19 protein-coding genes and 1 pseudogene are annotated in these 20,657 nt (G+C 71.1%); 13 read left to right on the top strand and 7 right to left on the bottom strand.

Features of this window, described 5'->3' with window-relative positions; translation table 11 throughout:
• Positions 1-9 precede the first annotated feature (9 nt).
• Both SPR02S_RS60855 and SPR02S_RS37955 read left to right on the top strand, forming a co-directional pair.
• Positions 10-264, top strand: a pseudogene (locus tag SPR02S_RS60855) (transposase); the annotation flags it as partial.
• Positions 265-330: 66 nt separating this feature from the next.
• The gene (locus tag SPR02S_RS37955; protein WP_019062251.1) at positions 331-600 is read left to right on the top strand and encodes a DUF8847 domain-containing protein; all 270 of its coding nucleotides are present in this window, start codon (positions 331-333) and stop codon (positions 598-600) included.
• Between the two features lie 102 nt (positions 601-702).
• Here SPR02S_RS37955 and SPR02S_RS37950 read toward each other — a convergent pair whose 3' ends face one another.
• Genes SPR02S_RS37950 through SPR02S_RS37935 form a run of 4 tightly spaced genes read right to left on the bottom strand, consistent with a single transcriptional unit; the run spans position 703 to position 4,147 of the window.
• Positions 703-1,755, bottom strand: a complete 1,053-nt coding sequence (locus SPR02S_RS37950; protein WP_019062250.1) for an NAD(P)H-dependent flavin oxidoreductase — start codon at positions 1,753-1,755, stop codon at positions 703-705.
• Entirely contained in the window at positions 1,755-2,483 is a 729-nt protein-coding gene (locus tag SPR02S_RS37945) for a CoA-transferase subunit beta (protein ID WP_019062249.1), read from the bottom strand. The genes SPR02S_RS37950 and SPR02S_RS37945 overlap by 1 nt, the downstream gene beginning before the upstream one ends.
• Before the next feature lie 29 nt (positions 2,484-2,512).
• A complete protein-coding gene (locus SPR02S_RS37940; protein WP_019062248.1) occupies positions 2,513-3,361 on the bottom strand; it encodes a CoA transferase subunit A in 849 nt (282 codons plus the stop codon).
• The gene (locus SPR02S_RS37935; RefSeq protein ID WP_019062247.1) at positions 3,362-4,147 is read right to left on the bottom strand and encodes an enoyl-CoA hydratase family protein; all 786 of its coding nucleotides are present in this window, start codon (positions 4,145-4,147) and stop codon (positions 3,362-3,364) included.
• Positions 4,148-4,262: 115 nt separating this feature from the next.
• Here SPR02S_RS37935 and SPR02S_RS37930 point away from each other — a divergent pair, with 115 nt between their 5' ends.
• On the top strand, positions 4,263-5,021 hold the full coding sequence (locus SPR02S_RS37930; RefSeq protein ID WP_019062246.1) for an SDR family oxidoreductase: 759 nt from the start codon (positions 4,263-4,265) through the stop codon (positions 5,019-5,021).
• Between the two features lie 17 nt (positions 5,022-5,038).
• Complete coding sequence (locus tag SPR02S_RS37925) at positions 5,039-5,944, top strand: SDR family oxidoreductase (RefSeq protein ID WP_026151222.1); 906 nt, start codon at positions 5,039-5,041, stop codon at positions 5,942-5,944.
• 152 nt (positions 5,945-6,096) lie between these two features.
• Here SPR02S_RS37925 and SPR02S_RS37920 read toward each other — a convergent pair whose 3' ends face one another.
• Positions 6,097-6,984 (bottom strand): hypothetical protein, encoded by an 888-nt coding sequence (locus SPR02S_RS37920; protein WP_026151221.1) that lies wholly within the window; start codon positions 6,982-6,984, stop codon positions 6,097-6,099.
• 180 nt (positions 6,985-7,164) lie between these two features.
• Between SPR02S_RS37920 and SPR02S_RS37915 the strand changes: the two genes are divergently transcribed.
• The 3 genes from SPR02S_RS37915 (at position 7,165) to SPR02S_RS37905 (ending at position 11,180) form a co-directional block, all read left to right on the top strand.
• Positions 7,165-8,553, top strand: coding sequence for a hypothetical protein (locus SPR02S_RS37915; RefSeq protein WP_019062243.1), 1,389 nt, complete (start codon positions 7,165-7,167; stop codon positions 8,551-8,553).
• Positions 8,554-8,670: 117 nt separating this feature from the next.
• On the top strand, positions 8,671-9,921 hold the full coding sequence (locus tag SPR02S_RS37910) for an AAA family ATPase (protein WP_019062242.1): 1,251 nt from the start codon (positions 8,671-8,673) through the stop codon (positions 9,919-9,921).
• Positions 9,918-11,180 carry a vWA domain-containing protein gene (locus SPR02S_RS37905; protein WP_019062241.1) on the top strand — a complete coding sequence of 421 codons (1,263 nt, stop codon included), beginning with the start codon at positions 9,918-9,920 and terminating at the stop codon, positions 11,178-11,180. Before SPR02S_RS37910 ends, SPR02S_RS37905 begins: the two co-directional genes overlap by 4 nt.
• Here the strand turns inward: SPR02S_RS37905 and SPR02S_RS37900 are convergent.
• Positions 11,111-12,928, bottom strand: coding sequence for a glycoside hydrolase family 35 protein (locus SPR02S_RS37900; RefSeq protein ID WP_019062240.1), 1,818 nt, complete (start codon positions 12,926-12,928; stop codon positions 11,111-11,113). The genes SPR02S_RS37905 and SPR02S_RS37900 overlap by 70 nt on opposite strands.
• A gap of 140 nt (positions 12,929-13,068) precedes the next feature.
• Positions 13,069-13,497, bottom strand: coding sequence for an IS200/IS605 family transposase (gene tnpA, locus SPR02S_RS37895; protein ID WP_078623117.1), 429 nt, complete (start codon positions 13,495-13,497; stop codon positions 13,069-13,071).
• A 51-nt stretch (positions 13,498-13,548) separates the two neighbouring features.
• Here tnpA and SPR02S_RS37890 point away from each other — a divergent pair, with 51 nt between their 5' ends.
• The 6 genes from SPR02S_RS37890 to SPR02S_RS37865 all read left to right on the top strand — a co-directional run bounded on the left by SPR02S_RS37890 (position 13,549) and on the right by SPR02S_RS37865 (position 20,586).
• A complete protein-coding gene (locus tag SPR02S_RS37890; protein ID WP_019062238.1) occupies positions 13,549-14,763 on the top strand; it encodes an RNA-guided endonuclease InsQ/TnpB family protein in 1,215 nt (404 codons plus the stop codon).
• Between the two features lie 94 nt (positions 14,764-14,857).
• Entirely contained in the window at positions 14,858-15,748 is an 891-nt protein-coding gene (locus SPR02S_RS37885; RefSeq protein ID WP_019062237.1) for a helix-turn-helix domain-containing protein, read from the top strand.
• 188 nt (positions 15,749-15,936) lie between these two features.
• Positions 15,937-16,287: a chorismate mutase gene (locus tag SPR02S_RS37880; RefSeq protein WP_019062236.1), complete on the top strand. Its 351-nt coding sequence runs from the start codon at positions 15,937-15,939 to the stop codon at positions 16,285-16,287.
• A gap of 152 nt (positions 16,288-16,439) precedes the next feature.
• The gene (locus SPR02S_RS37875; protein WP_019062235.1) at positions 16,440-17,018 is read left to right on the top strand and encodes a response regulator; all 579 of its coding nucleotides are present in this window, start codon (positions 16,440-16,442) and stop codon (positions 17,016-17,018) included.
• Positions 17,019-17,065: 47 nt separating this feature from the next.
• A complete protein-coding gene (gene pepN, locus SPR02S_RS37870; protein WP_019062234.1) occupies positions 17,066-19,660 on the top strand; it encodes an aminopeptidase N in 2,595 nt (864 codons plus the stop codon).
• A gap of 101 nt (positions 19,661-19,761) precedes the next feature.
• Positions 19,762-20,586 (top strand): NAD(P)H-binding protein, encoded by an 825-nt coding sequence (locus SPR02S_RS37865; protein WP_019062233.1) that lies wholly within the window; start codon positions 19,762-19,764, stop codon positions 20,584-20,586.
• The last annotated feature ends 71 nt before the right edge of the window (positions 20,587-20,657 follow it).

Genomic DNA, 20,657 nt, shown 5'->3' with positions numbered 1-20,657 from the left:
TGATGATCCGGGGGGGGCGTCAGGACCGGAGCACGGATCCTGATCGAGGTCGGCGACGGCAGCACCTTCCCGACCGCAGGCCACCTCGCCGCCTACGCCGCCCTGGGCGACCCGGCATCGCGGGCCTACTACGACAAGAAGATCGCTCAGGGCAAGCACCACACCCAGGCCCTGCTCCGCCTCGCCAGACGACGAGCCGACGTCCTCTTCGCAATGCTCCGCGACGGCACCTTCTACGAACCCCAGCCCGCCGCGGCGACTTGAGACCTCCTTGTCCTCCGGACAGGCGCGTGATCAGCTTCGGAGATGGGGGCCGAGGATTCCGAGCACATGAAAGTCATCCGCCGCTGGCTGGCCGGCGAAGTGGTCAACAACACCGTCGGCATCAAGCTGACCGGCGGCCCGTTCAACGGACGGACCAAGATCGTCCAGCTCGATCAAGACGCGCTTCCACCTTCACGCCTCCGTGCTCGCGGCGGCCGGGGACAGAGACCTTGGAACCCTGCCGCCCGGCACATCTACACACCCGTCCGTTCCCCCGATGCTCCCGCCGGCTGGATCTACGAATACACCGGGGCCGACACAGCCACGGACAACTGAAGCTCGCACCGGGGACTCCCGCGGACGCCCAGACGGCTTGACCGAAGAGATTAGGGGCACCCCCCGCCCCTGCCACCTGCCACCTGCCCCCGCCCCCTCAGTTCAGGCGTCGGCCCGGACCAGCGTCCACAGCGCCTCGTCGGCCTGCTTCATCACCCGCGCCACCAGCTCCGCGCACGACAGCAAGTCCTCGATCACCCCTGCCACCTGCCCGGACGCCATCACCCCGAGGTCCGTCCGACCGTCCACCATCGACGCCTTGAGCAGCATCGGCGTGTTCGCGGCCAACAGGACCTGGCTCCAGGTCAGCTCCTTGCCGTGCTTCATGGCGAGGCCGTCGCGGATCATCCGGCGCCAGGTCAGTCCGGACAGCCGGCGGAAGCCCGCCGCCCGGCGTACCGCCTGGAACAGGGTTCTCGTACGGCCGGAGTTCTCCAGGGCGTCGACCAGTTCCGTACGGAGCATGCGGTGCGGCAGGCCGTCGACCGCCCTCGTGACCGTCACGTCCTTGACCGTCGCCGCCAGATACGCCGCCTTCACCGCGTCCGGGACCGTCGAGTCCGAGGTGAGGAGGAAGCGGGTGCCCATGGCGACGCCCGCCGCCCCGTAGGCAAGGGCCGCGACCAGCCCCCGCCCGTCGAAGAAGCCGCCGGCCGCCACGACCGGTATGTCCACCGCGTCCACGACCTGCGGCAACAACACCGTCGTCGCCACTTCCCCGGTGTGCCCGCCGCCCTCCCCGCCCTGCACGATCACCGCGTCCGCGCCCCACGCCGCGACCTTCTCCGCGTGCCGCCGCGCCCCGATCGACGGGATCACGACCACGCCCGCCTCCTTCAACTCCGCGATCAGCTCGGCGGACGGCGCGAGCGCGAAGGACGCGACCCGTACTCCCTCCTCGATGATGATCCGCACCCGGTCGCCGGCGTCGGTCGCGTCCGCGCGCAGATTCACCCCGAACGGCTCCCGCGTACGGGACTTGACCTCGCGGACCGCGTCCCGGAGCCGGTCGGTGGTCATGGTCGCGGAGGCCAGGATGCCCAGCGCGCCCGCGTTCGCCGTGGCCGACACCAGGCGCGGTCCCGCCACCCACCCCATGCCCGTCTGCACGATCGGATGCCGGACCCCGACCAGCCGGGTCAGCGCGGTCTCCATCACGAACTCACTTCTCTGAGCCGGGTGTCGGCCGGGTCGATCACTTCACGGATCAGCCGCAACTCGTCCGGGGTGGGTTCACGGGTCGACGGCACCTCGTCCGGGACGGTCAGCTCGAAGCCGGTCGCCTCCCGCACCTGCTCCACACTCACCCCCGGATGCAGCGAGGCCAGCCGCATCGAGCGGTCGGGGGTCGCGAAGTCGAAGACACCGAGGTCGGAGACGACCCGGGGGATACGGTGGAAGCGGGCCGTCCCCGGATGCTCGGCGACCCGGTCGTAGCCCACCCCGCACACCATGTCGACCTTCTCCACGAACACCCGCCGGGAGTGCCGCGGTATCCAGTAACTCGTCGGATTGTTCAGGGTGTTGATCGGCGCCCCGCGCACCCCGAGCAACTGCCGCTTCGGCCGCGCCCAGTCGCCGACGCACGAGATGTTCTGGTTGCCGTACCGGTCGATCTGGCTCGCGCCCATCATCACGTGCCGCCGCCCACCGGACACCAGGGCGAGGTGCTGCCGGTACGGCAACCAGCCCTCCGGTGTCCCGTCCGGACGGACGAGCATCGCCTCGCCGTCGGTGAGCAGGAGATCCGGCGCGAAGGTGAGCCGGGCCAGCCGGGCCCCGACGGAGGGGATCAGGCCCATCGGGCTGGCCAAGATCTCACCCGCGTCACGCCACGCCTCCGCGCAGGCGATCACGCAGTATTCGGAACGCCGTACGTCCATCCGCGGTACGTCCCTACGCGATACGTCCATCACCCTTGCTCCTCCTGCCAGTTGCGCACTGCCGACCGGTAGGCCTCTTCGTCACCGGCCAGGAAGCGCTCGGCGAACTCCGCCCAGGGTGTCGTCGCGTACAGCCGCTGGAAGGCCTCGTCCCTGCCGTGGTCGGGAGCGCACGGGGTGAAGTGGGCGCCGCCGGGGGCCTCGACGACTCCGGTCACGCTCAGCCGCTTCACGAGCAGGGACTGCGGCGGCGCCTCCTTCGTCAACTCGGCCGTGTCCACGATCCGTTCGCAGGAGACGTAGGCCGCGTCCGCCGCCTCGCAGAACAGGTCGTCGAAGTACGGGTCCGGGCCCAGGTACTGCCCGTTGCCCAGCCGGTCGGCGCGGTTGACGTGCACCAGGGCCGCGTCCAGCCGCAACGCGGGCATCGCGACGAACGTCTCCCCGTCGTCGTACGGCGAAGTGACCGTCCGCAGGCCGGGGTTGACCCGCATCACGTCCGAACCGATCCCCGCGCGCACCGGCAGGAACGGCAGCCGGTTCGCGGCGGCGCGCAGGCCCCACATGAACATGCCCTCGTCGACCTCCATCAGCTCGAAGGCTCCGCTCTCGCGTGCCGCGCGGTAGTGCGGTTCGAGGGGGATCGAGTCGAGCGTGACGAAGGCGGCCACCAGCTTGCGGATGCGGCCGGCCGCCGCGAGCATGCCGACGTCCGGGCCGCCGTACGAGACGACGGTGAGGTCGGTGAGGTCCGAGCGGAGCAACGCCCGTACCAGGGCCATGGGTTTGCGGCGCGAGCCCCAGCCGCCGATGCCGAGGGTCATGCCGCTGTGCAGCCGGGCGACGACCTCGTCGGCCGTCATCGTCTTGTCGGTCACCTACGCCCCCTTCCTTGCCTTCTCGCCGGTCACTTCGGGCTTTCCGAAGGTGTCGCGGACCCGGTCGGCCACGCCGCTGACGTTGGCCTCGTAGGTGAAGCCCTGCTCGAAGCGGTAGCTGCGGCGGACGTCGACGGGGTCGATGCCGTTGATCGCGGACTTGGCGAGGCGGATCAGCTCGCCGTCCTTGGCGGCTATCTCGGTCGCCAACTCCAGGGCTGCGGGGAGGAGTTCGGCGCGCGGTACGACCCGCCACACCGAGCCGTGCGCGTGCAGCTCGGCCGCTGTCGCCGTGCGTGAGGTGTAGTACAGGGCGCGCATCAGGTGCTGGGGGACCAGCCGGGCCAGATGTGTGGCGGCGCCCAGCGCGCCCCGGTCCAGCTCGGGCAGGCCGAAGGTGGCGTCCTCGCTCGCCACGATCACATCCGCGTTGCCGACCAGCCCGATGCCCCCGCCGAGGCAGAAACCCTGCACGGCCGCGACGACCGGCACCTCGCACTCGTACACCGCCGCGAACGCCTCGAAACAGCCCCGGTTGACCCCGACCAGGGCCGACTGCCCGCGCGCCTGTATCTCCTTGATGTCCACGCCCGCGTTGAAGCCCCGCCCCTCGGCAGCCAGCACCACACAGCGGACGTCCGGGTCGCGCCCGGCCGTGCGCACGGCGTCGGCCAGGGCGAACCAGCCGTCCACCGGCAGCGCGTTCACCGGCGGGTAGTCGACCGTGACGACGGCGACGCCATTTTTTTCGGGCCCCTTTTTCGAGGGCGAGGTGGAGACACCCATGGACGCATCAGCTACCTTTCCACCAAACATTTGTTAGGTGCGAGGCTTCGAAGCTAGCAGCCGGAGAATCCGAGCGGGAGGCCCTGTGGATAACCACCCTGCCGACGATCGCCCTGTGGACAACTCGCGCGACGCCCCGCTCGCCGACAGAACCGTCCTCGTCACCGGTGGCACCCGAGGCGTCGGCGCCGGTATCGCACGGGCCTTCGTCGAGGCCGGTGCCGAGGTGCTGACCTGTGCGCGCCGACCGCCCGAAGACCCGGTCAAGGGAACCGAGTTCAGGCCCCTCGACCTGCGCGACCCGGACGCCGTACGGGAGTTCTTCGCCGAGCTGCCCCGACTCGACGTACTCGTCAACAACGCGGGCGGCGCGCCGTACCGCCCACTCGTCGACGCGGAGGCCGAACGGCACGCGCGGATCATCGAGTTGAACCTTCTCGCCCCGCTCACGACCTCCCTCGCCGCGTACGAACACCTCAAGCGGGCCAAGGGCTCGGTCGTGATGATCGGCAGCGTCAGCGGCAGCCGGCCCTCGCCCGGTTCGGCGGCGTACGGGGCGGCCAAGGCCGGGTTGGAGAACCTGGCCCGTTCGATGGCGGTGGAGTGGGCGCCGGACATCCGGGTCAACACGCTCGTCGTCGGCATGGTCCGCACGGAACTGGCCCACCTCCACTACGGCGGTGAGGACGCCATCGACGCCGTCTCCCGAACCGTCCCGCTCGGCCGGCTCGCCGACCCCTCCGACATCGGCGCGGCAGCGGTCTTTCTGGCCTCCCCCGCCGCCGCCTACATCAGCGGGGCGAGCCTTCTGGTGCACGGGGGCGGGGAGCGACCGGCGTTCCTGGACGCGGCAACTGCCAATAAGGGTAAGTGAGTTGAAGGGTGATCGACATGAGCGGAATCTGTGATGGGCGGGTTGTCGTCGTCACCGGCGCGGGGCGGGGTCTCGGCCGCGCCCACGCCCTCGCCTTCGCCGCCGAGGGCGCCCGGGTCGTCGTCAACGACCTCGGCGTCGGCCTCGACGGCACCCCGGACCCCGACAGCCCGGCCGCGCAGGTCGTCGCCGAGATCCGCGCGGCGGGCGGCGAGGCGGTGGCCCACGGCGGGGACATCGCCACGGCCGACGGTGCCGCGTCCCTCGTGTCCACCGCCCTGGAGACCTACGGCCGGCTCGACACCCTTGTGAACAACGCGGGTTACCTGCGCGACCGGATGCTCGTCAACCTCGACGAGGACGACTGGGACGCGGTGATGCGGGTCCATCTGAAGGGGCACTTCCTGCCGCTGAAACACGCGGCGGCGCACTGGCGGGCGGAGACGAAAGCCGGCCGTACTCCGGTCGCCCGGATCATCAACACCAGTAGCGGGGCAGGGCTGTTGGGCTCTGTCGGGCAGGGCAACTACAGCGCCGCCAAGGCCGGCATCATCGGCCTGACCCTGGTCGCGGCGGCCGAACTCGCCCGCTACGGTGTCCAGGTCAACGCGATCGCCCCCGCGGCACGGACCCGCATGACGGAACACACCTTCGCGGAGACCATGGCCGCGCCCGACTCCGGGTTCGATGTGATGGCGCCGGAGAATGTCTCGCCGTTGGTGGTGTGGCTCGGGTCAGGGGAGGGGGCCGGGGTCACCGGGCGGGTTTTCGAGGCTGAGGGCGGGCGGATCACCGTGATGGAGGGGTGGCGGGCGGGGCCCAGTGCGGAGAAGGGGGCGCGGTGGGGGGTGGGGGAAGTGGGGGAGACGGTGGTGAAACTCCTTGCGGAGGCGGGGATTCCGGGGGCGGTTTACGGGGTGTAGGCGGAGAGGGTGTTTCTTGGGCCACTTCTCAGCCGACCCGCACGGGCGGTGGGTGGGCATAGGCCCGGGGGGCTGGGGGCGGAGCCCCCAAGGACGCTCACTGCGACGCCGCTCGGCCGCGTCAACACCCGGAGCACACCCGGCACTTCAAGCTATGTGTCGCATTCCAGTACCGTCCGGCACAGCGAACACCTCGCCCGTACCCGCCCCCGCACCGGCACCCGGATGCGCTGATGACACGTAGGGCACGGGAAGGACACCCGAAGGCTGCCACCCTGGTCCCCGCTGAAGGCGTACGGCACGCCTGACGGAGAACCCGGTCCGGGTGCGTGCCGCCGGTCATGGGCGTACCGGCGACGCCCAGCCCACCCCGCCGCAGTCAACGGCGGCTGCTGCTCGTCACGCCGGGCCTGGGCCATGCCCTTGACGTACGCCGTGTAGGCCTGCGGGCTGGTGAACCACACGGAGGGATCCTCGCCGAAGACCAGGGCCCGCTTGGCGAGGACGTATCCGAACTCCTCCGGGGTGAGATAGCCGAGTTTCTGCGAGGACGCCGCGTCCTCCCGGTACGCGTCCAGCAACAGCCACCCCGCCCCCAGATACGTCGCCGCCGTGTCCGTGAGGATCTCGTTCTCGCGGGTGCCGGGGAAGGACAGGTCCAGGCGGTGCAGATACACGTGCATCACCTCGTGCGCGAGAGCCGCGCCGATGTCCCGCCGATGGGTGCGGAACCGGTCGTTCAACTCGATGAAGTACTCGGGCCCTGCGGTGAGTTCGACGTTCGCCGCATGTGTCATCTCACGGAAGCTGATGATCGGCCGCGCGTCCGGGAGCCGGTAGTGCCGGACCATCTCGCGGGCCACCCGCTGCGCGCCGAGATGCAGGTCGTCCGTGTCGCCGAACGCCACGTCGACGGGGGCCACGCTGGTCGCGAACGTCTGGACGGTGTCGTAGGACAACCGCTTGTAGAGCGCGGTGATGGCGTCCCGCACCGTATCGAGGTGCGGGTAGCCGTGCTCGACCGGTCCGTCGTCCGCCACGTCCACAACCCCCAGAGACGCCCTGAACCCGCATCCACTGTATGCCGATGCGCACGAACGCACGCCCCTGAAATACCCCTGACAGATCGCGGCCGGGAAGGTTATGCTCCCCGCGATGACGACGACGATGGTTCACTCCGTACAGAGATCGGGGGTCCCGTCCGCGCAAGGTGAGCGCTGATGCTCCCTCACACCGCGAACGGGGATTCCCGACTTTCCTTCTGGCTGCGCGTGCGCGAGTTCGCCGTGCCGCCCTCCATGATCGAGACCGCCACGGCCCGTCGGCGTGCCGGGGACTGGGCGGGCGCCTGCGCCGCCGCGGGCGTGGACCTCGATCTCGATCTACGGTCCGTAGCGCGCACCCACGGCCGGGAACTGGCCGCCAAGGTCCGCGCCGATCTCCGCCGACTCGCCCCTGACCTGCTCCGATGGCATCTGCCGAGGATCGCGCCGGACGGCCTGCTGCGCCCGGGACTGACCCTCACCCTGGCCCGCTACGGCGACGATGGCGACGACGATGCCACGGGCCCGCCGCATCTGGTGGTCCGGACTCCACCTGCCTGGGCGGACGGCGGCCAGCGGATCAGCCTCGCGCTGTGGGACGGCACCCGCCGTGCCGCCGACGCCCGTCGGCATCCGCATCCCCGGCCCAGCCGTTGGTTCCGCCTCGACCTGCACCGACATCTGTGGGACGCGGGGAGGAGCAGTGAGCTGCGGGACCGGTCCGGTTCCGATCGGCCACCCGGTGTCGAACCTCCGCCGATCGCGGACCTGCACAGGGTGCCCGACGTGCGGAACTGCGCCGTCGACCGGTGGGCCGCGGAGGCGGCGATCGTGCTCCGCGCCGAGGGGCGCGGCGCCGGTCCGGTCGTCGTGCGGTTCGGGTCCCGGCACCGGTTCCTCCTGACCCTGGATCCGGTCCCGGGCACCCTGCGGATCGCACCGGCACCGACGGACGGCACCGCCACCGCCCTGCCGGTCCTCCCCTACGCGGCGACCTGGACCCTGCCCGACCTGGAACTGCTCCGCACCGGCGCGATCGACGCCGACCACCTGCATCCACTGGTCGCCGCCGCCCTCGTACCGGATCGCCCCCGGTCGGACGGTTCCACGCCGGTGCCGGAACAGGGAGGCCAACCGCACCTGATCGAATGCCGGGGCGCCCAGCACCGGATCGGCCTGGTCGACGGCGTACTCGCACCCCTGGACCACGATCCGGCCGAGATCCGTCGCGAGGAACTGCTGGTCGCGCTGACCGGCACCCCGCTGCCCTGCCTCCAGGTCATCGACGAGGCCCACCGCCGCCCGGACTGCCTCACCGGCGTGCGCGAACGCCTCATCCACGGCGACACCGCCGGCGCGCTGGCCGTCGTAGAAGGACTGCTCGGTCCGGACGCGGTGCTGCGCGGTGGCGCGTTGCGGGACGAACTCCAGGCGGCGGCCGAACGGCGGCTCAGGTACGGGCTGTTCAGGGCGGGCCTGGCCGAACCCGGCCCACGGTCCGGCCACTTCTTCTCGGGACGTCCGCACCCTCGGAAGCCCCGCCCCCGTCGCACCACCGGCCGCTGACCGCACGGGACTTCGGCCCCGCCGCACCACCAGCCGCTGACCGCAAGGGCCTTCGGCCCCCGCCCTCACCCACGCACGCCTCACCTCACCCCAACTCGACCCCAAAGGTGACCACATATGCCCACACGCACCCTGTACGCCGCCCTCAACCCCGCCGACCCCATCCCCTCACCCGCCCAACTCGACGTCGCCGAGGACCTGTTGACCCTCCTGCGCGACACCACCACCGAACCCCGTCCCGACACCCAACTGGAGGCCCTGACTCTGGCCGTCGCCGCCGACCTTCCCGTCCTGCTCTGGGGCGAGCCGGGTATCGGCAAGACGGCCGCCCTCACCCAACTCGCCGCCGCCCTGGACCTGCCGCTGACCACGGTGATCGCCAGCGTCCACGAACCGTCCGACTTCTCCGGGCTGCCCGTCGTGGGCGACGATCCCGCCGAGCAGGGCGTTCCGATGGCCCCGCCGGACTGGGCCGTACGGCTCGTGCGGGCGGGACGGGGGCTGTTGTTCCTGGACGAGTTGTCCACCGCGCCGCCCGCCGTGCAGGCCGCGCTGCTGCGGCTGGTGCTGGAGCGGCGGATCGGCGCGCTGCGGCTGCCGCCCGGGGTGCGGATCGTGGCCGCCGCCAACCCGCGGTCCTCGGCGGCCGACGGCTGGGAGCTGAGCCCGCCGCTCGCGAACCGCTTCGTGCACCTTCAGTGGACGCACGACCACGAGGTCGTCGTACGCGGCCTCGGTGGCACCTGGCCCCGGGCGACCCTGCCGCGGCTCGACCCGGAGAAGCTGCCCGAGGCCGTGGACTTCGCGCGCCGCGCGGTGTGCGGGTTGCTCACCGGGCGGCCCAAGCTGGTCCACCAACTGCCCAGCAGCGAGACGCGGCGCGGCGGTGCCTGGCCCTCGCCCCGGAGTTGGGAGATGGCGATGAGCCTGATCGCGTTCGCGACGGCGGCCGGTTCCTCCCGGGAGGTGCTGTCCCTGCTGGTCAGGGGCACGGTGGGGGACGGCCCCGGCCTGGAACTGCTCGCCAATGTGGACCGGATGGACCTTCCCGACCCGGAGATCTTCCTCGCCGACCCGACGGCCGGTGAGCTGCCCGCGCGCGGGGATCTGCGCCAGGCCGTGCTCGACGGCGTGGTGGCCGCGGTCCGCAACCGTCCCGACCGGGCCCGCTGGGACGCGGCCTGGGCGCTGCTGGTCCGGGCGTTGGAGACCGGCGCCCCGGACCTGGTCGTCGTGCCCGCGACCACCCTCGCCTCGCTGCGCCGCGAGGACTGGGACGTACCCCCGGCCATCGAGCAACTCGCCGGAGTCGTCACCCTGTCGCAGCGGGCGGACCGCGCCGCCGAGGCAGCGAAGGCCCACCGATGAACACGTCCGAAGCCAATGGGGTGGGCACTCTCGACCTCGACAAGCTCTTCGCCGCCCGGCTCTACGCCGCCCGCGCCCGCCCCTACCTCGCCACGGCCCTGTTCGCCCTCCACACGGTCGAGTCGCGGCAGGTCCCGACGATGGCCGTCGACCGGCACTGGCGCTGCTATGTCTCGCCGGGTTTCGTGGACCGGATGTCGGTCGAGGACCTGGCCGGCGTCTGGGTCCACGAGGTGTCCCATCTCCTCCGCGACCACCACGGCCGCAGCGACCGCGTCGCCCGCGAGCGCGAACTGACCGGCCCGGGGGAGCGGTTGCGGATGAACATCGCCGCCGACATGGAGATCAACGACGACGCGTACGGCGACGGCCTGGTCACCCCCGAAGGCGCGGTCCGGCCGGAGACGTTGGGGCTGCCCGCCGGGAACCTGATGGAGGACTACCTGCGCTGGTTCCAACTCGGTCCGCGCACCCAGGAGTTGGCGTGGCTGGACTGCGGCAGCGGTGCCGACGGCCTCGACCGGGGTTGGGAGTTGGGGCCGGACGGCGCGCACGGGCTCAGCGAGCAGCAGCGCGACGCCGTCCGCTTCCGGGTGGCGCAGGCCATCAAGGGCCGCCCGGGCAGCACCCCCAGCGGGTGGCGGCGGTGGGCGGAGGACGCGTTCCATCCGCCGCAGCCGTGGCGGGAGTTGCTGGGCGCGGCGGTCCGCTCGGCGGTCTCCGCTCCGGGTGTGGGCGAGGACTACACCTACGGCAGGCCCTCGCGCCGCTCGGTGTCGCTGCCCGGCATCGTGCTGCCGAGCCTGCGCCGCCGACCGCCCCGGGTGTGTGTGGTCATCGACACCTCCAGGTCGGTCAGCGACGCCGAGTTGGGCAGTGCGCTCCTCGAAGTCGCCGCGATCTCACGGGCCGTGGGCGGGCGCCGCGACCTGGTCTCCGTGGTGTCCTGCGACGCGGCGGCCCGGGTCGCGCAACCGCTGTGCCGCGCCGAGGGCATCGAGCTGCTGGGCGGCGGCGGCACAGACCTGCGCACCGGCTTCGCCAAGGCCCTGCGCGGCCGGCCCGACGCCGTCGTCGTCCTCACCGACGGTCAGACACCCTGGCCGGAGTCCCGACCGCCGTGCCGGACGGTGGTCGGGCTGTTCCCGCGCCGGCACGACGGCGGGTCGTACGCCGAGGACGACCCCGACTACGTGCCGGACACACCGCCCGACTGGGCCCGTGTCGTCGAGATCGGGTCCGCCCCCGTCTCCCGGTGACCACGCAGGACGACGGACTCACCGGCGAACGGCGCCTCCTGAAGCTCCAGCACCCACACCTCGTTCACGCCCTCCCGCAGGACGGCACCGGGGACGTACAATTCCCGTTGCGGTCCGGCCGACCAGTACCGCCCGAGATTGAACCCGTTGATCCATACGAACCCCCGTGTCCAGCCCGGCAGTTCGAGCAGGGCGTCCCCGACACCCCGTACCTCGACGGTGCCCCGGTACAGCCCGGGGGAGCCGTCCGACGGCAGCTCCCGCGACGGCACCCCCGTGACGTCGTCCAGCGCGTCCAACCGCAGCCCACGCGCGCGTACGTCGTGCAGATACTGCCGCTCGTGCAACAGCCCCCCGGTGATCCCCTTCGCCTCCCCGAGCCGCGGCCCGTAATTGACCCTCCCCAGGGACTCCACCCACAACTGCACACGCGCGTGCCCGGCGACGGGCTCCTTGAGCTGCTCGTCGCCCTCCGTGAGGACCCCGGCCCGCTCTCCGTCGACGTACACCACCGCGAGGTCCCGCAGCCCGCGCGCGGTGAGCGGACAGGGCGCGCGCGGTCCCGGAACGGTCACTTCGTAGCGGACGATTCCGCGGTCCACGTCCAGTTCCTCGAAGCTCGGCGGCACGGGGCCCTCGGTCTCCGGACCGCCGCGTGCCTCCAGTACGTCGGCCAGGGACGTCCAGCCGGTCAGGCTCACCTCGGCCGGGGCGCCCAACACGTCCGGTGCGGGCGGGAGTTCGGGCAGCGGGCCGTCCGCGTACCCGGCCAGTACCTCGCGGAAGCGCCAGAACTTGTCCGTGGGGCGCCCGTACTCGTCGATCGGCGCGTCGTAGTCGTACGACGTCACATCGGGCTCCAACGGGCCCTCGTGCAGGGCACCGCCGCCCCGGTTGGCGCCCGCCCAGCCGGCGAAGTTGGTGCCGCCGTGCGCCATGTAGAGGTTGACCGAAGCACCGCACTCCAGGATTTCGCGCAGCGCGTCCGCCGCGTCCCCGGCATCGCGTACGACGTGCTCGCCGCCCCAGTGGTCGAACCAGCCGCACCAGAACTCCATGCACATCAACGGGCCTTCGGTGCGGTGCCTTCGAAGCGTCTCGAAGGCCACGCGCGCGTGGGACCCGAAATTCACCGTCGCGAGGACACCGGGGACCGAACCGCCGTTCAGCATGAAGTCCTCGGGACCGTCCGAGGTGAACAGCGGGACCGTGACCCCCTGGTCGCGCAACAGCTCCTCCACGCGCCGCAGATACACCGCGTCGGAGCCGTAACTCCCGTACTCGTTCTCGATCTGCACCATGATCACCGGGCCGCCGCGGTCCAGCTGCCGGGACACGACCTCGGGCAGCAACTCCCGGAACCAGCGCTCCAGGTGGCCCAGGAAACGTGCGTCACGCGTACGCGCGCGTGCCCCCAGTTCGCCGGTCAGCCAGTGCGGCAGTCCGCCGTTCTCCCACTCCGCGCAGATGTACGGCCCCGGGCGCACGATCGCCCACAGGCCCGCCTCCCGCGCCGCGTCCAGGAACCTGCCCAGCGCCGCCACGTTCCGGAAGTCGCCCGGCGCCGGCTCGTGCAGGTTCCACGGGACGTACGTCTCCACGCAGTTGAGGCCCATCGCGCGGAGCATCGCCAGCCGGTGCCCCCAACTCGCCTCGTGCACCCGGAAGTAGTGCAGTGCCCCGGACAGCAGCCGCACCGGCCGCCCGTCCAGCAGAAAGTCCCTGTCGCCCACGGTGAACTCGCTCATGCCCCGACTCTCACCCCTTGGCGCCGATCACGTCCATCCCTTGATCTTCGCAGGAATCCCGGCCTTCAGGCCGGGCGGGAATGCGATCCTCGGCCCGGAGGTGTGTAGCGCCGGAGTTCTCCGTGTCTCGGCGGTGGTGGTCAGGCGGGGCGCTTCTGGTTCTCGATGTAGTCCTTGACGATGCTCAGTGGTGCGCCGCCGCACGACCCCACGAAGTACGAGGGTGCCCAGAACACCGACCCCGTGCCGATGCGGTTGATCCGCCCGGTGTACTCGGCGCGCAGGTAGCGGGAGCTGACCCCCTTGAGGCTGTTGACCAGCTTGGACAGGGCGATCTTCGGTGGGTAGTGCACCAGCAGGTGGGTGTGATCGCCTTCGCCGTTGAACTCGGCCAGCTCCGCGCCGAAGCTCTCGCACACGTCCCGCATGATCGCCTCGCAGCGCGTCAGCATCTCGTCGTTGAAGACCTCGCGCCGGTATTTGGTGACGAATACCAAGTGGGCATGCAGGTGGTACTCGACATGATTTCCCCTACGGACATCGGGGTCTGGTTCCCAGCGTGGTGACATTCGCCAAGTGTATTATGATCAAGCGAACTCAGCCGAAGGGGGGTGGGCCGGATGATCCGTGCGTACAAGTTCCTCATCCGGCCCACCGTGGGCCAGCAGGCCGCGCTCGGCGAGATGCTGCGGGAACACTGCTCCCTCTACAACGGGGCGTTGCAGGAACGGCGCGACGCCTACCGGCATGCCTCGAAGACGGGCATCACATACGGGCAGCAGTCCGCGCAGCTCAAGGAGATCCGGGCGTTTGACCCGGAGCGTCAGGGCCGCTGGTCGTTCTCTTCGCAGCAGGCCACCTTGCGCCGTCTGGACAAGGCGTTCGCGGCGTTCTTCCGCCGGGTCAAGTCCGGTGATGCGCCCGGGTATCCGCGTTTTCGAGGGGTGAACTCGTTCGACACGGTGGGCTTCCCCAAAGACGGTGACGGCTGCCGCTGGAACTCCACCCCACACGACCCCGTGACCCGGGTCCGTTTCCAGGGCATCGGACACGTCAAGGTCAACCAGCACCGGCCGGTGGCCGGCACGGTCAAGACCGTCAGCGTCAAGCGCGAGGGCAGGCACTGGTATGTCGTGCTGACCGCCGAGCAGGTCCAGCCCGAGCCGCTGCCGCCGACCGGCAGCGCGGTCGGTATCGACATGGGCATAGCCAACTTCCTCGCCGACTCGGGCGGTGAGTTCGTGCCGAATCCCCGGTACGGACGTCGCGCTGCCGCGAAGCTCGAAGCCGCACAGCAGGCACTGTCCCGCTTCCCCCGGGTTCGCCGGGACAAGCGCACAGCCAACCACCGGCGTGCCGTGGAGAAGGTCGCCCAACTCCACCGCAAGGTACGTCTCCAGCGGCTCGACCACGCGCACAAGACCGCTCTCGCTCTGGTCCGTGAGCACGACTTCATCGCGCACGAAGACCTCAAGATCCGCAATATGGTCAAGGCCCCCACCCCGAAGCCGGACCCTGACCGGCCGGGCGGCTTCCTGCCCAACGGGGCTGCTGCCAAAGCCGGGTTGAACCACTCGATCTCGGATGCCGGATGGGGGGTGTTCCTGACGATCCTGCACGCCAAGGCTGAGAGCGCCGGACGGGAAGTGATCGCTGTGGACCCCCGCAACACCTCCCGGACCTGCCCCACCTGCGGGCATGTCTCGGCGGAGAACCGGCCCACCCAGGAGAAGTTCCACTGCGTCTCGTGCGGCCACAGCGCGCACGCTGACACGGTGGGCGCCCTGAACGTTCTACGGGCCGGGCTGGTCCGTCGCGACGCCCAACCGGCATAGCGAGAAGTCCCGGTGTTTACGCCGGGGAGGAGTCACGGACAAGGATCACCGTTACTTGGACCGAGCGGACCGAACACTGTGTGAGGGGGCGTCGATGTACCACACCTGGATGCGTTTCTTCACCCCCACACCCGCCCATCACCGCCTCGGCCTCGCCTGCCTCGGCGTGGGCCTCCAGTACGGCGCCCTGCCCACCGTCGGCCCCCGCACCCTCGACCACCACGTGGCCGTCGTGATCAGCGCGGGCGGCGGCTGGTACCTGGCCCCCGACGGCCGCCGTACGACCGTCACCGCGCCCGCGCTGCTGTGGCTCACCCCCGGAGTCCCGCACCACTACGCGCCCGACGCCGGCGCCGGCTGGGACGAGGGGTTCGTCGACTTCACCGGGCCCGCGACGACGACGTACACCGAACTCGGCTACATCGAGCCGGAACGGCCCGTGGTGCCCCTCTCGGACGCGGCCGGTCCCCGCGCGGTCATCGGGCGGATGGCGCGCGCCGCGCGGCGCGGCAACCCGCTCCTGGAGGTGGAGACCGGCGCGGCCGTCCACGAACTCCTGGTCGCCCTGCGCCGCGCCCGCGCCGATCTCGCCCCCGACGGCGACCCGGTCCTCCAGGCCCTCGCCCGGGACGCCTGTCTGCCGCTGACCGTCGCCGACCACGCGACCCGGCACGGCATGACCCCCGCCGCCCTGCGCGCCGCCGTCCGCCGAGGCGCCGGATGCAGCCCCAAGGACTACCTCCTCGGCATCCGCCTGGGCCGCGCCAAGGAACTCCTCGCCGCCACCGAACTCCCGGTCGCCGCCGTCGCCCGCCGCGTCGGCTACGACGACCCCGCCTACTTCTCCCGCCTGTTCACCCGCCGCGTCGGCATGCCCCCCGTCCGCTTCCGCGCCCAACAGGGCCGCACCGTCCCCGGCGGCTGGAGCGACCAGGTCCCCGACCCGGCCGATCCACCGATCATCGAGTGGCCGCACACCACGTAGGGCCGACGATCGCGTGGCCGCACGCCACATAGGGCCGACGATCGAGTGGTCGCACACCACATAGGGGTCGACGACCATATGGCCGCACATCACGCAGGCCCGATCGTCGAATGACCGCACGCCACATAGCCGCACCCCACACAGGGGCCGATGATCGAGTGGTCGCACGCCACGTAGGGTGGTCGCCCATGACCACCAGCACCAATGGAACCGGTGACGTCGACCCCGCCGTGCGCGAGGAGCTCGCCCGGCTGCGCGACAGCATCGACAACATCGACGCGGCCGTCGTCCACATGCTCGCCGAACGCTTCAAGGCCACCCAGCAGGTCGGCTTCCTCAAGGCCACCCACCGGCTGCCGCCCGCCGACCCGGCCCGCGAGGCCCGCCAGATCGAACGCCTCCGCGCGCTGGCCGAAAGCGCCAAGCTGGACCCGGCGTTCGCTGAGAAGTTCCTGAATTTCATCATCGCCGAGGTGATCCGGCACCACGAGCGCATCGCCGAGGACGCCGTGAACGGCGGTTCACCCACGGCGAACTGACCTCCCGGGTCCCGCAAGGGGCGTGACAGCGGGGCGAGTTCGGAGCCATGCTGCGCTGTGCGCTCCTTGTGCACTCCATGTCAGCCGACGGGCACGCCCCGTCAGCGCCTGCGCCATAAGCTGGTTGTCCCACGCGGGAGGGACGTCGGGCCATGCCGTCGGATGCCAAGATCCTCATCGTCGACGACCATGAGGACACGCTGTACGCGCTGGAGAGTGCCCTGGCCCCGCTGGACTGTCCGCTCGCCCGCGCCACCAGCGGCGACGAGGCGCTCAAGCAGGTGCTCCGCGGCCGGGTCGGCCTCCTCCTGCTCGACGTGCGCATGCCCGGCGTCAGCGGCCTCGACGTCGTCCGCTATCTGCGCCGCCTCGAACAGACCCAGCACATCCCCGTCATCCTCCTCACCGGCTTCGGCCTCGACCCCGAACTGACCGCCGCCGCCTTCGCCCTGGGCGTCGCCGACCTCGTCACCAAACCCGTCGACCCCTGGACCCTGCGCACCAAGGTCCGCTACCTCTACGAAGCCCACCGGCGCCACCAGGCCCTCGAACAGGAGGTCCGCGAACTCCGCGCCCTCCTCAAGGACCCCCGGGAACCCCGCCCCGCGCTACCCCACCCGGACGCGCGCGTGCCCTGCCGGCGCGACGCCCAGAACACCGCACCCGCACCCGCATCCGCATCAACACCCGCATCCACATCGGCATCCGCCCCCGCGCCCGACCGGACATAAGCCGCGTACGCGACCTGCTCTGTGCCATGTCAGTGCCATCAGGCAGCATGTCCACCATGTCCGTACTGACGCGCGACGAAGCGCAGACCCGTGCCAGGCTCCTCGACGTCCACCGCTACACGATCGAACTCGATCTGACGACGGGCGAAGACACCTTCGACTCCCGCACCGTCATCGCGTTCACCGTTCGCGGGGATCAAGCAGGCACCGACACCTTCGTCGAGCTCAAGCCCGCCGAGCTGCGTTCCGTCACCCTCGACGGCCACCCCCTCGACCCGGAACAACTCGTCGAGAACCGGCTCCCGCTGCCCGGCCTCACCGCCGGCGAGCACGAACTGCGCGTCGACGCGAGCATGCGCTACTCCCGCACCGGCGAGGGCATGCACCGCTTCACGGACCCCACCGACGGCGAGACCTACCTCTACACCCAGCTCTTCATGGAGGACGTCCAGCGCGTCTTCGCCGCCTTCGACCAGCCCGACCTCAAGGCCGTCTTCGACCTCACCGTCACGGCCCCCGAAGGCTGGACCGTCCTCGCCAACGGCATCACCGAACACCTCGGCGAAGGCCGCTGGCAGGCTGCCCCCACCCCCCTCATCTCGACCTACCTCGTAGCCGTGGCCGCCGGTCCCTGGCACTCGGTGCGCACCGAACACCGCGGCCTGCCCTTCGGCATCCACTGCCGCCGCTCGCTGGCCCCCCACCTCGACGCGGACGCCGACGAGATCCTCGACATCACCCGCCAGTGCTACGACCGCTACCACGAGAAGTTCGAGGAGCCCTACCCCTTCGACTCCTACGACCAGGCCTTCGTCCCCGAGTTCAACGCGGGCGCCATGGAAAACCCCGGCCTCGTCACCTTCCGCGACGAGTTCATCTACCGCTCCGCCGTCACCGACACCGAGCGGCAGACCCGCGGCATGGTCATCGCCCACGAGATGGCCCACATGTGGTTCGGCGACCTCGTCACCCTCCAGTGGTGGGACGACATCTGGCTGAACGAGTCCTTCGCCGAGTACATGGGCTACCAGACCCTCACCGAGGCCACCCGCTTCACCGACACCTGGACCGACTTCGGAGTCGTCCGCAAGGCCTGGGGCTACGACGCCGACCAGCGCCCCTCGACCCACCCCGTGGCCCCGGAGAACGTCGACGACACCGCCTCCGCCCTCCTCAACTTCGACGGCATCTCGTACGCCAAGGGGGCTTCCGCGCTACGGCAGTTGGTGGCCTGGCTCGGCGAGAAGGACTTCCTCGCCGGCATCAACACCCACTTCGCCCGCCACAAGTTCGGCAACGCCACCCTCGCCGACTTCATCGACTCCCTCGCCTCGGGCACCGAACGCGACGTCCACGCGTGGGCGGACGCTTGGCTGCGCACGACGGGCGTGGACACGCTCACCCCCGAAGTCGACGCCGGTGACGGCCACTGGAGTTACACCATCCGGCACGAGGGCAGCCCGGGAGCCCTGTCCAAGCGCGACCCCTCCCTGGACCACGACGGACTCACCCACCTCAGCACCCTCGTATCAACCGGCGGCACCCGCCCGCACCGCATCACCATCGGCCTCTACGACCACGACCTGCACGACGCGAGCCGCCTGGTCCTGCGCGGCCGTATCGAGAAGGACCTCGCCGCCACCCCCGGCGGCAGCATCACCAGCACCATGGGCCCCCGCCCCGCCCTCGTCCTCCTCAACGACGGCGACTACACCTACGCCAAGATCCGCTTCGACGCCGAGTCCCTGGAAACCGTCCGTACCAGCCTCTCCGGCCTCCCCGACCCCCTCACCCGCGCGGTCGTCTGGAACGCCCTGCGCGACAGCGTGCGCGACGGCCAACTCCCCGCCTCCGCCTACCTGGACGCCGCCCGCGCCCACCTCCCGCACGAGACGGACCTAGCCCTCGTCCAGGGCGTCCTCGCCTTCGCCTCCGCCCAGGTCACCGACCGCTACCTCACCCCCGAGGCCCGCCCGGTCGCCCTCGCCACCCTCACCGCCCTGTGCCGCGACCTCATCCGCCGCACCGAGGACGGCTCCAACCCCGGCCTGCGCCTCATCGCCGTACGCCACTTCATCGACGTCGCCGCCCACCCCGACACCATCGCCGCCTGGCTCGTTGAAGGCACCGTCCCCGGCGGCCCGGAACTCGACCCCGAGCTGCGCTGGCGCGTCTTGGCCCGCCTCGCCGTCCTCGGCGCCACCGACGAGCCCGCGATCGCCGCCGAGTTGGAACGCGACCCGTCCGCCACCGGCCAGGAAGGCGCCGCCCGCTGCCGCGCCGCCCTCCCCGACCCCGAGGCCAAACGCACGGCCTGGGACGCGATGTTCACCACGGACGACCTCTCCAACTACCTCTTCACCGCCACGGCCCAGGGCTTCTGGCAACCCGAACAGGCCGACCTGGTGAGCGAGTACGTGCCTCGCTTCTACGAGGACGCGGTAGCCCTCGCCGCCCGCCGCGGCCCCGCCATGGCCGACGCCGCCGGCCGCTGGGCCTTCCCCACCCACGCCGTCGACCCCGAAACCCTCCGCCTCGGCGAGGAATGCCTCCGCGCCGCCGACCTCACCCCGTCCCTGCGCCGCAAGCTCGTCGACCAACTCGACGACCTGGAGCGGGCGTTGCGGGTACGGGAGGCATAATCGCAACCCGGGGTGATCCTCCCTGCCGACGATGCGGCGGGCTGACCGACCTTCCTAGGCTCGATGCCGCCAAGGACGGTCAGCCCCCAGGAGGACTCCTCGTGATCGCAGTGATCGGCGCCACCGGCAACGTCGGCCGCGCCCTCGCCCACCGACTCGTCGCCGCGGACAGCCCCGTACGGGCCCTGACCCGCGACCCCGAGCGGGCCGGCCTGCCCGCTCGGGCCGAGACCGTGCGCTTCCAACTCGACGACCCCGCAACCCTGTTCACCGGAGTCACCCGACTCTTCGTCTACGCCCACGCCACCGACCCCGGCCTCCTCGACACCGCCCGCCGGGCCGGCGTACGGCACGTCGTCCTGCTCTCCTCCGGGATCATCAAGGGCAGTTCCGACGACGAGACCCACCCCATCCACATCGTCCACGCCACCGCCGAACAGCACATCCGCGACAGCGGCCTCGCCTGGACCTTCCTGCGCCCCAACGCCTTCGCCGCCAACGCCTTCCAGTGGGCCCCGCAGATCCGCACCGGGAGCACGGTCCGCGGTGTCTTCGCCAACGGCCGCACCGCCCCCATCCACGAGGACGACATCGCCGCCGTCGCCGAACGCGTCCTCCTCGACGACGGCCACGAAGGCCTCGCCCACCGTCTCACCGGCCCCGAGTCGATCAGCAACGGCGAACAGATCGCGGCCCTCGGCCAGGCCCTCGGCCGCCCACTCGACTTCGTCGAGGTCCCCCCGGACCAGGCAGGCCCCGAACTCTTCCCGCACGTCCCGCCCCACATGCTCGCCGGCCTGCTCAAGGTCTTCGCGGCCACCGTCGACGTACCTCCGGAGATCACCACCACGGTGGAGCGACTCACGGGAACCCCGGCGCGCACGTTCGCCACCTGGGCCGAGGACCACGTGGACGACTTCCGCTGACACTCGACGCCGGCGCATTCCCACACCGGCGGCATCCCAACTCCGGCGACATTCCGGCCCGTCCGGCGTTT

Source organism: Streptomyces prunicolor NBRC 13075, from assembly GCF_000367365.1.
Classification (GTDB): Bacteria; Actinomycetota; Actinomycetes; order Streptomycetales; family Streptomycetaceae; genus Streptomyces; species Streptomyces prunicolor.
The sequence above is the reverse complement of the archived record's forward strand: the minus strand, read 5'-3'. Positions and strand labels throughout refer to the sequence as shown.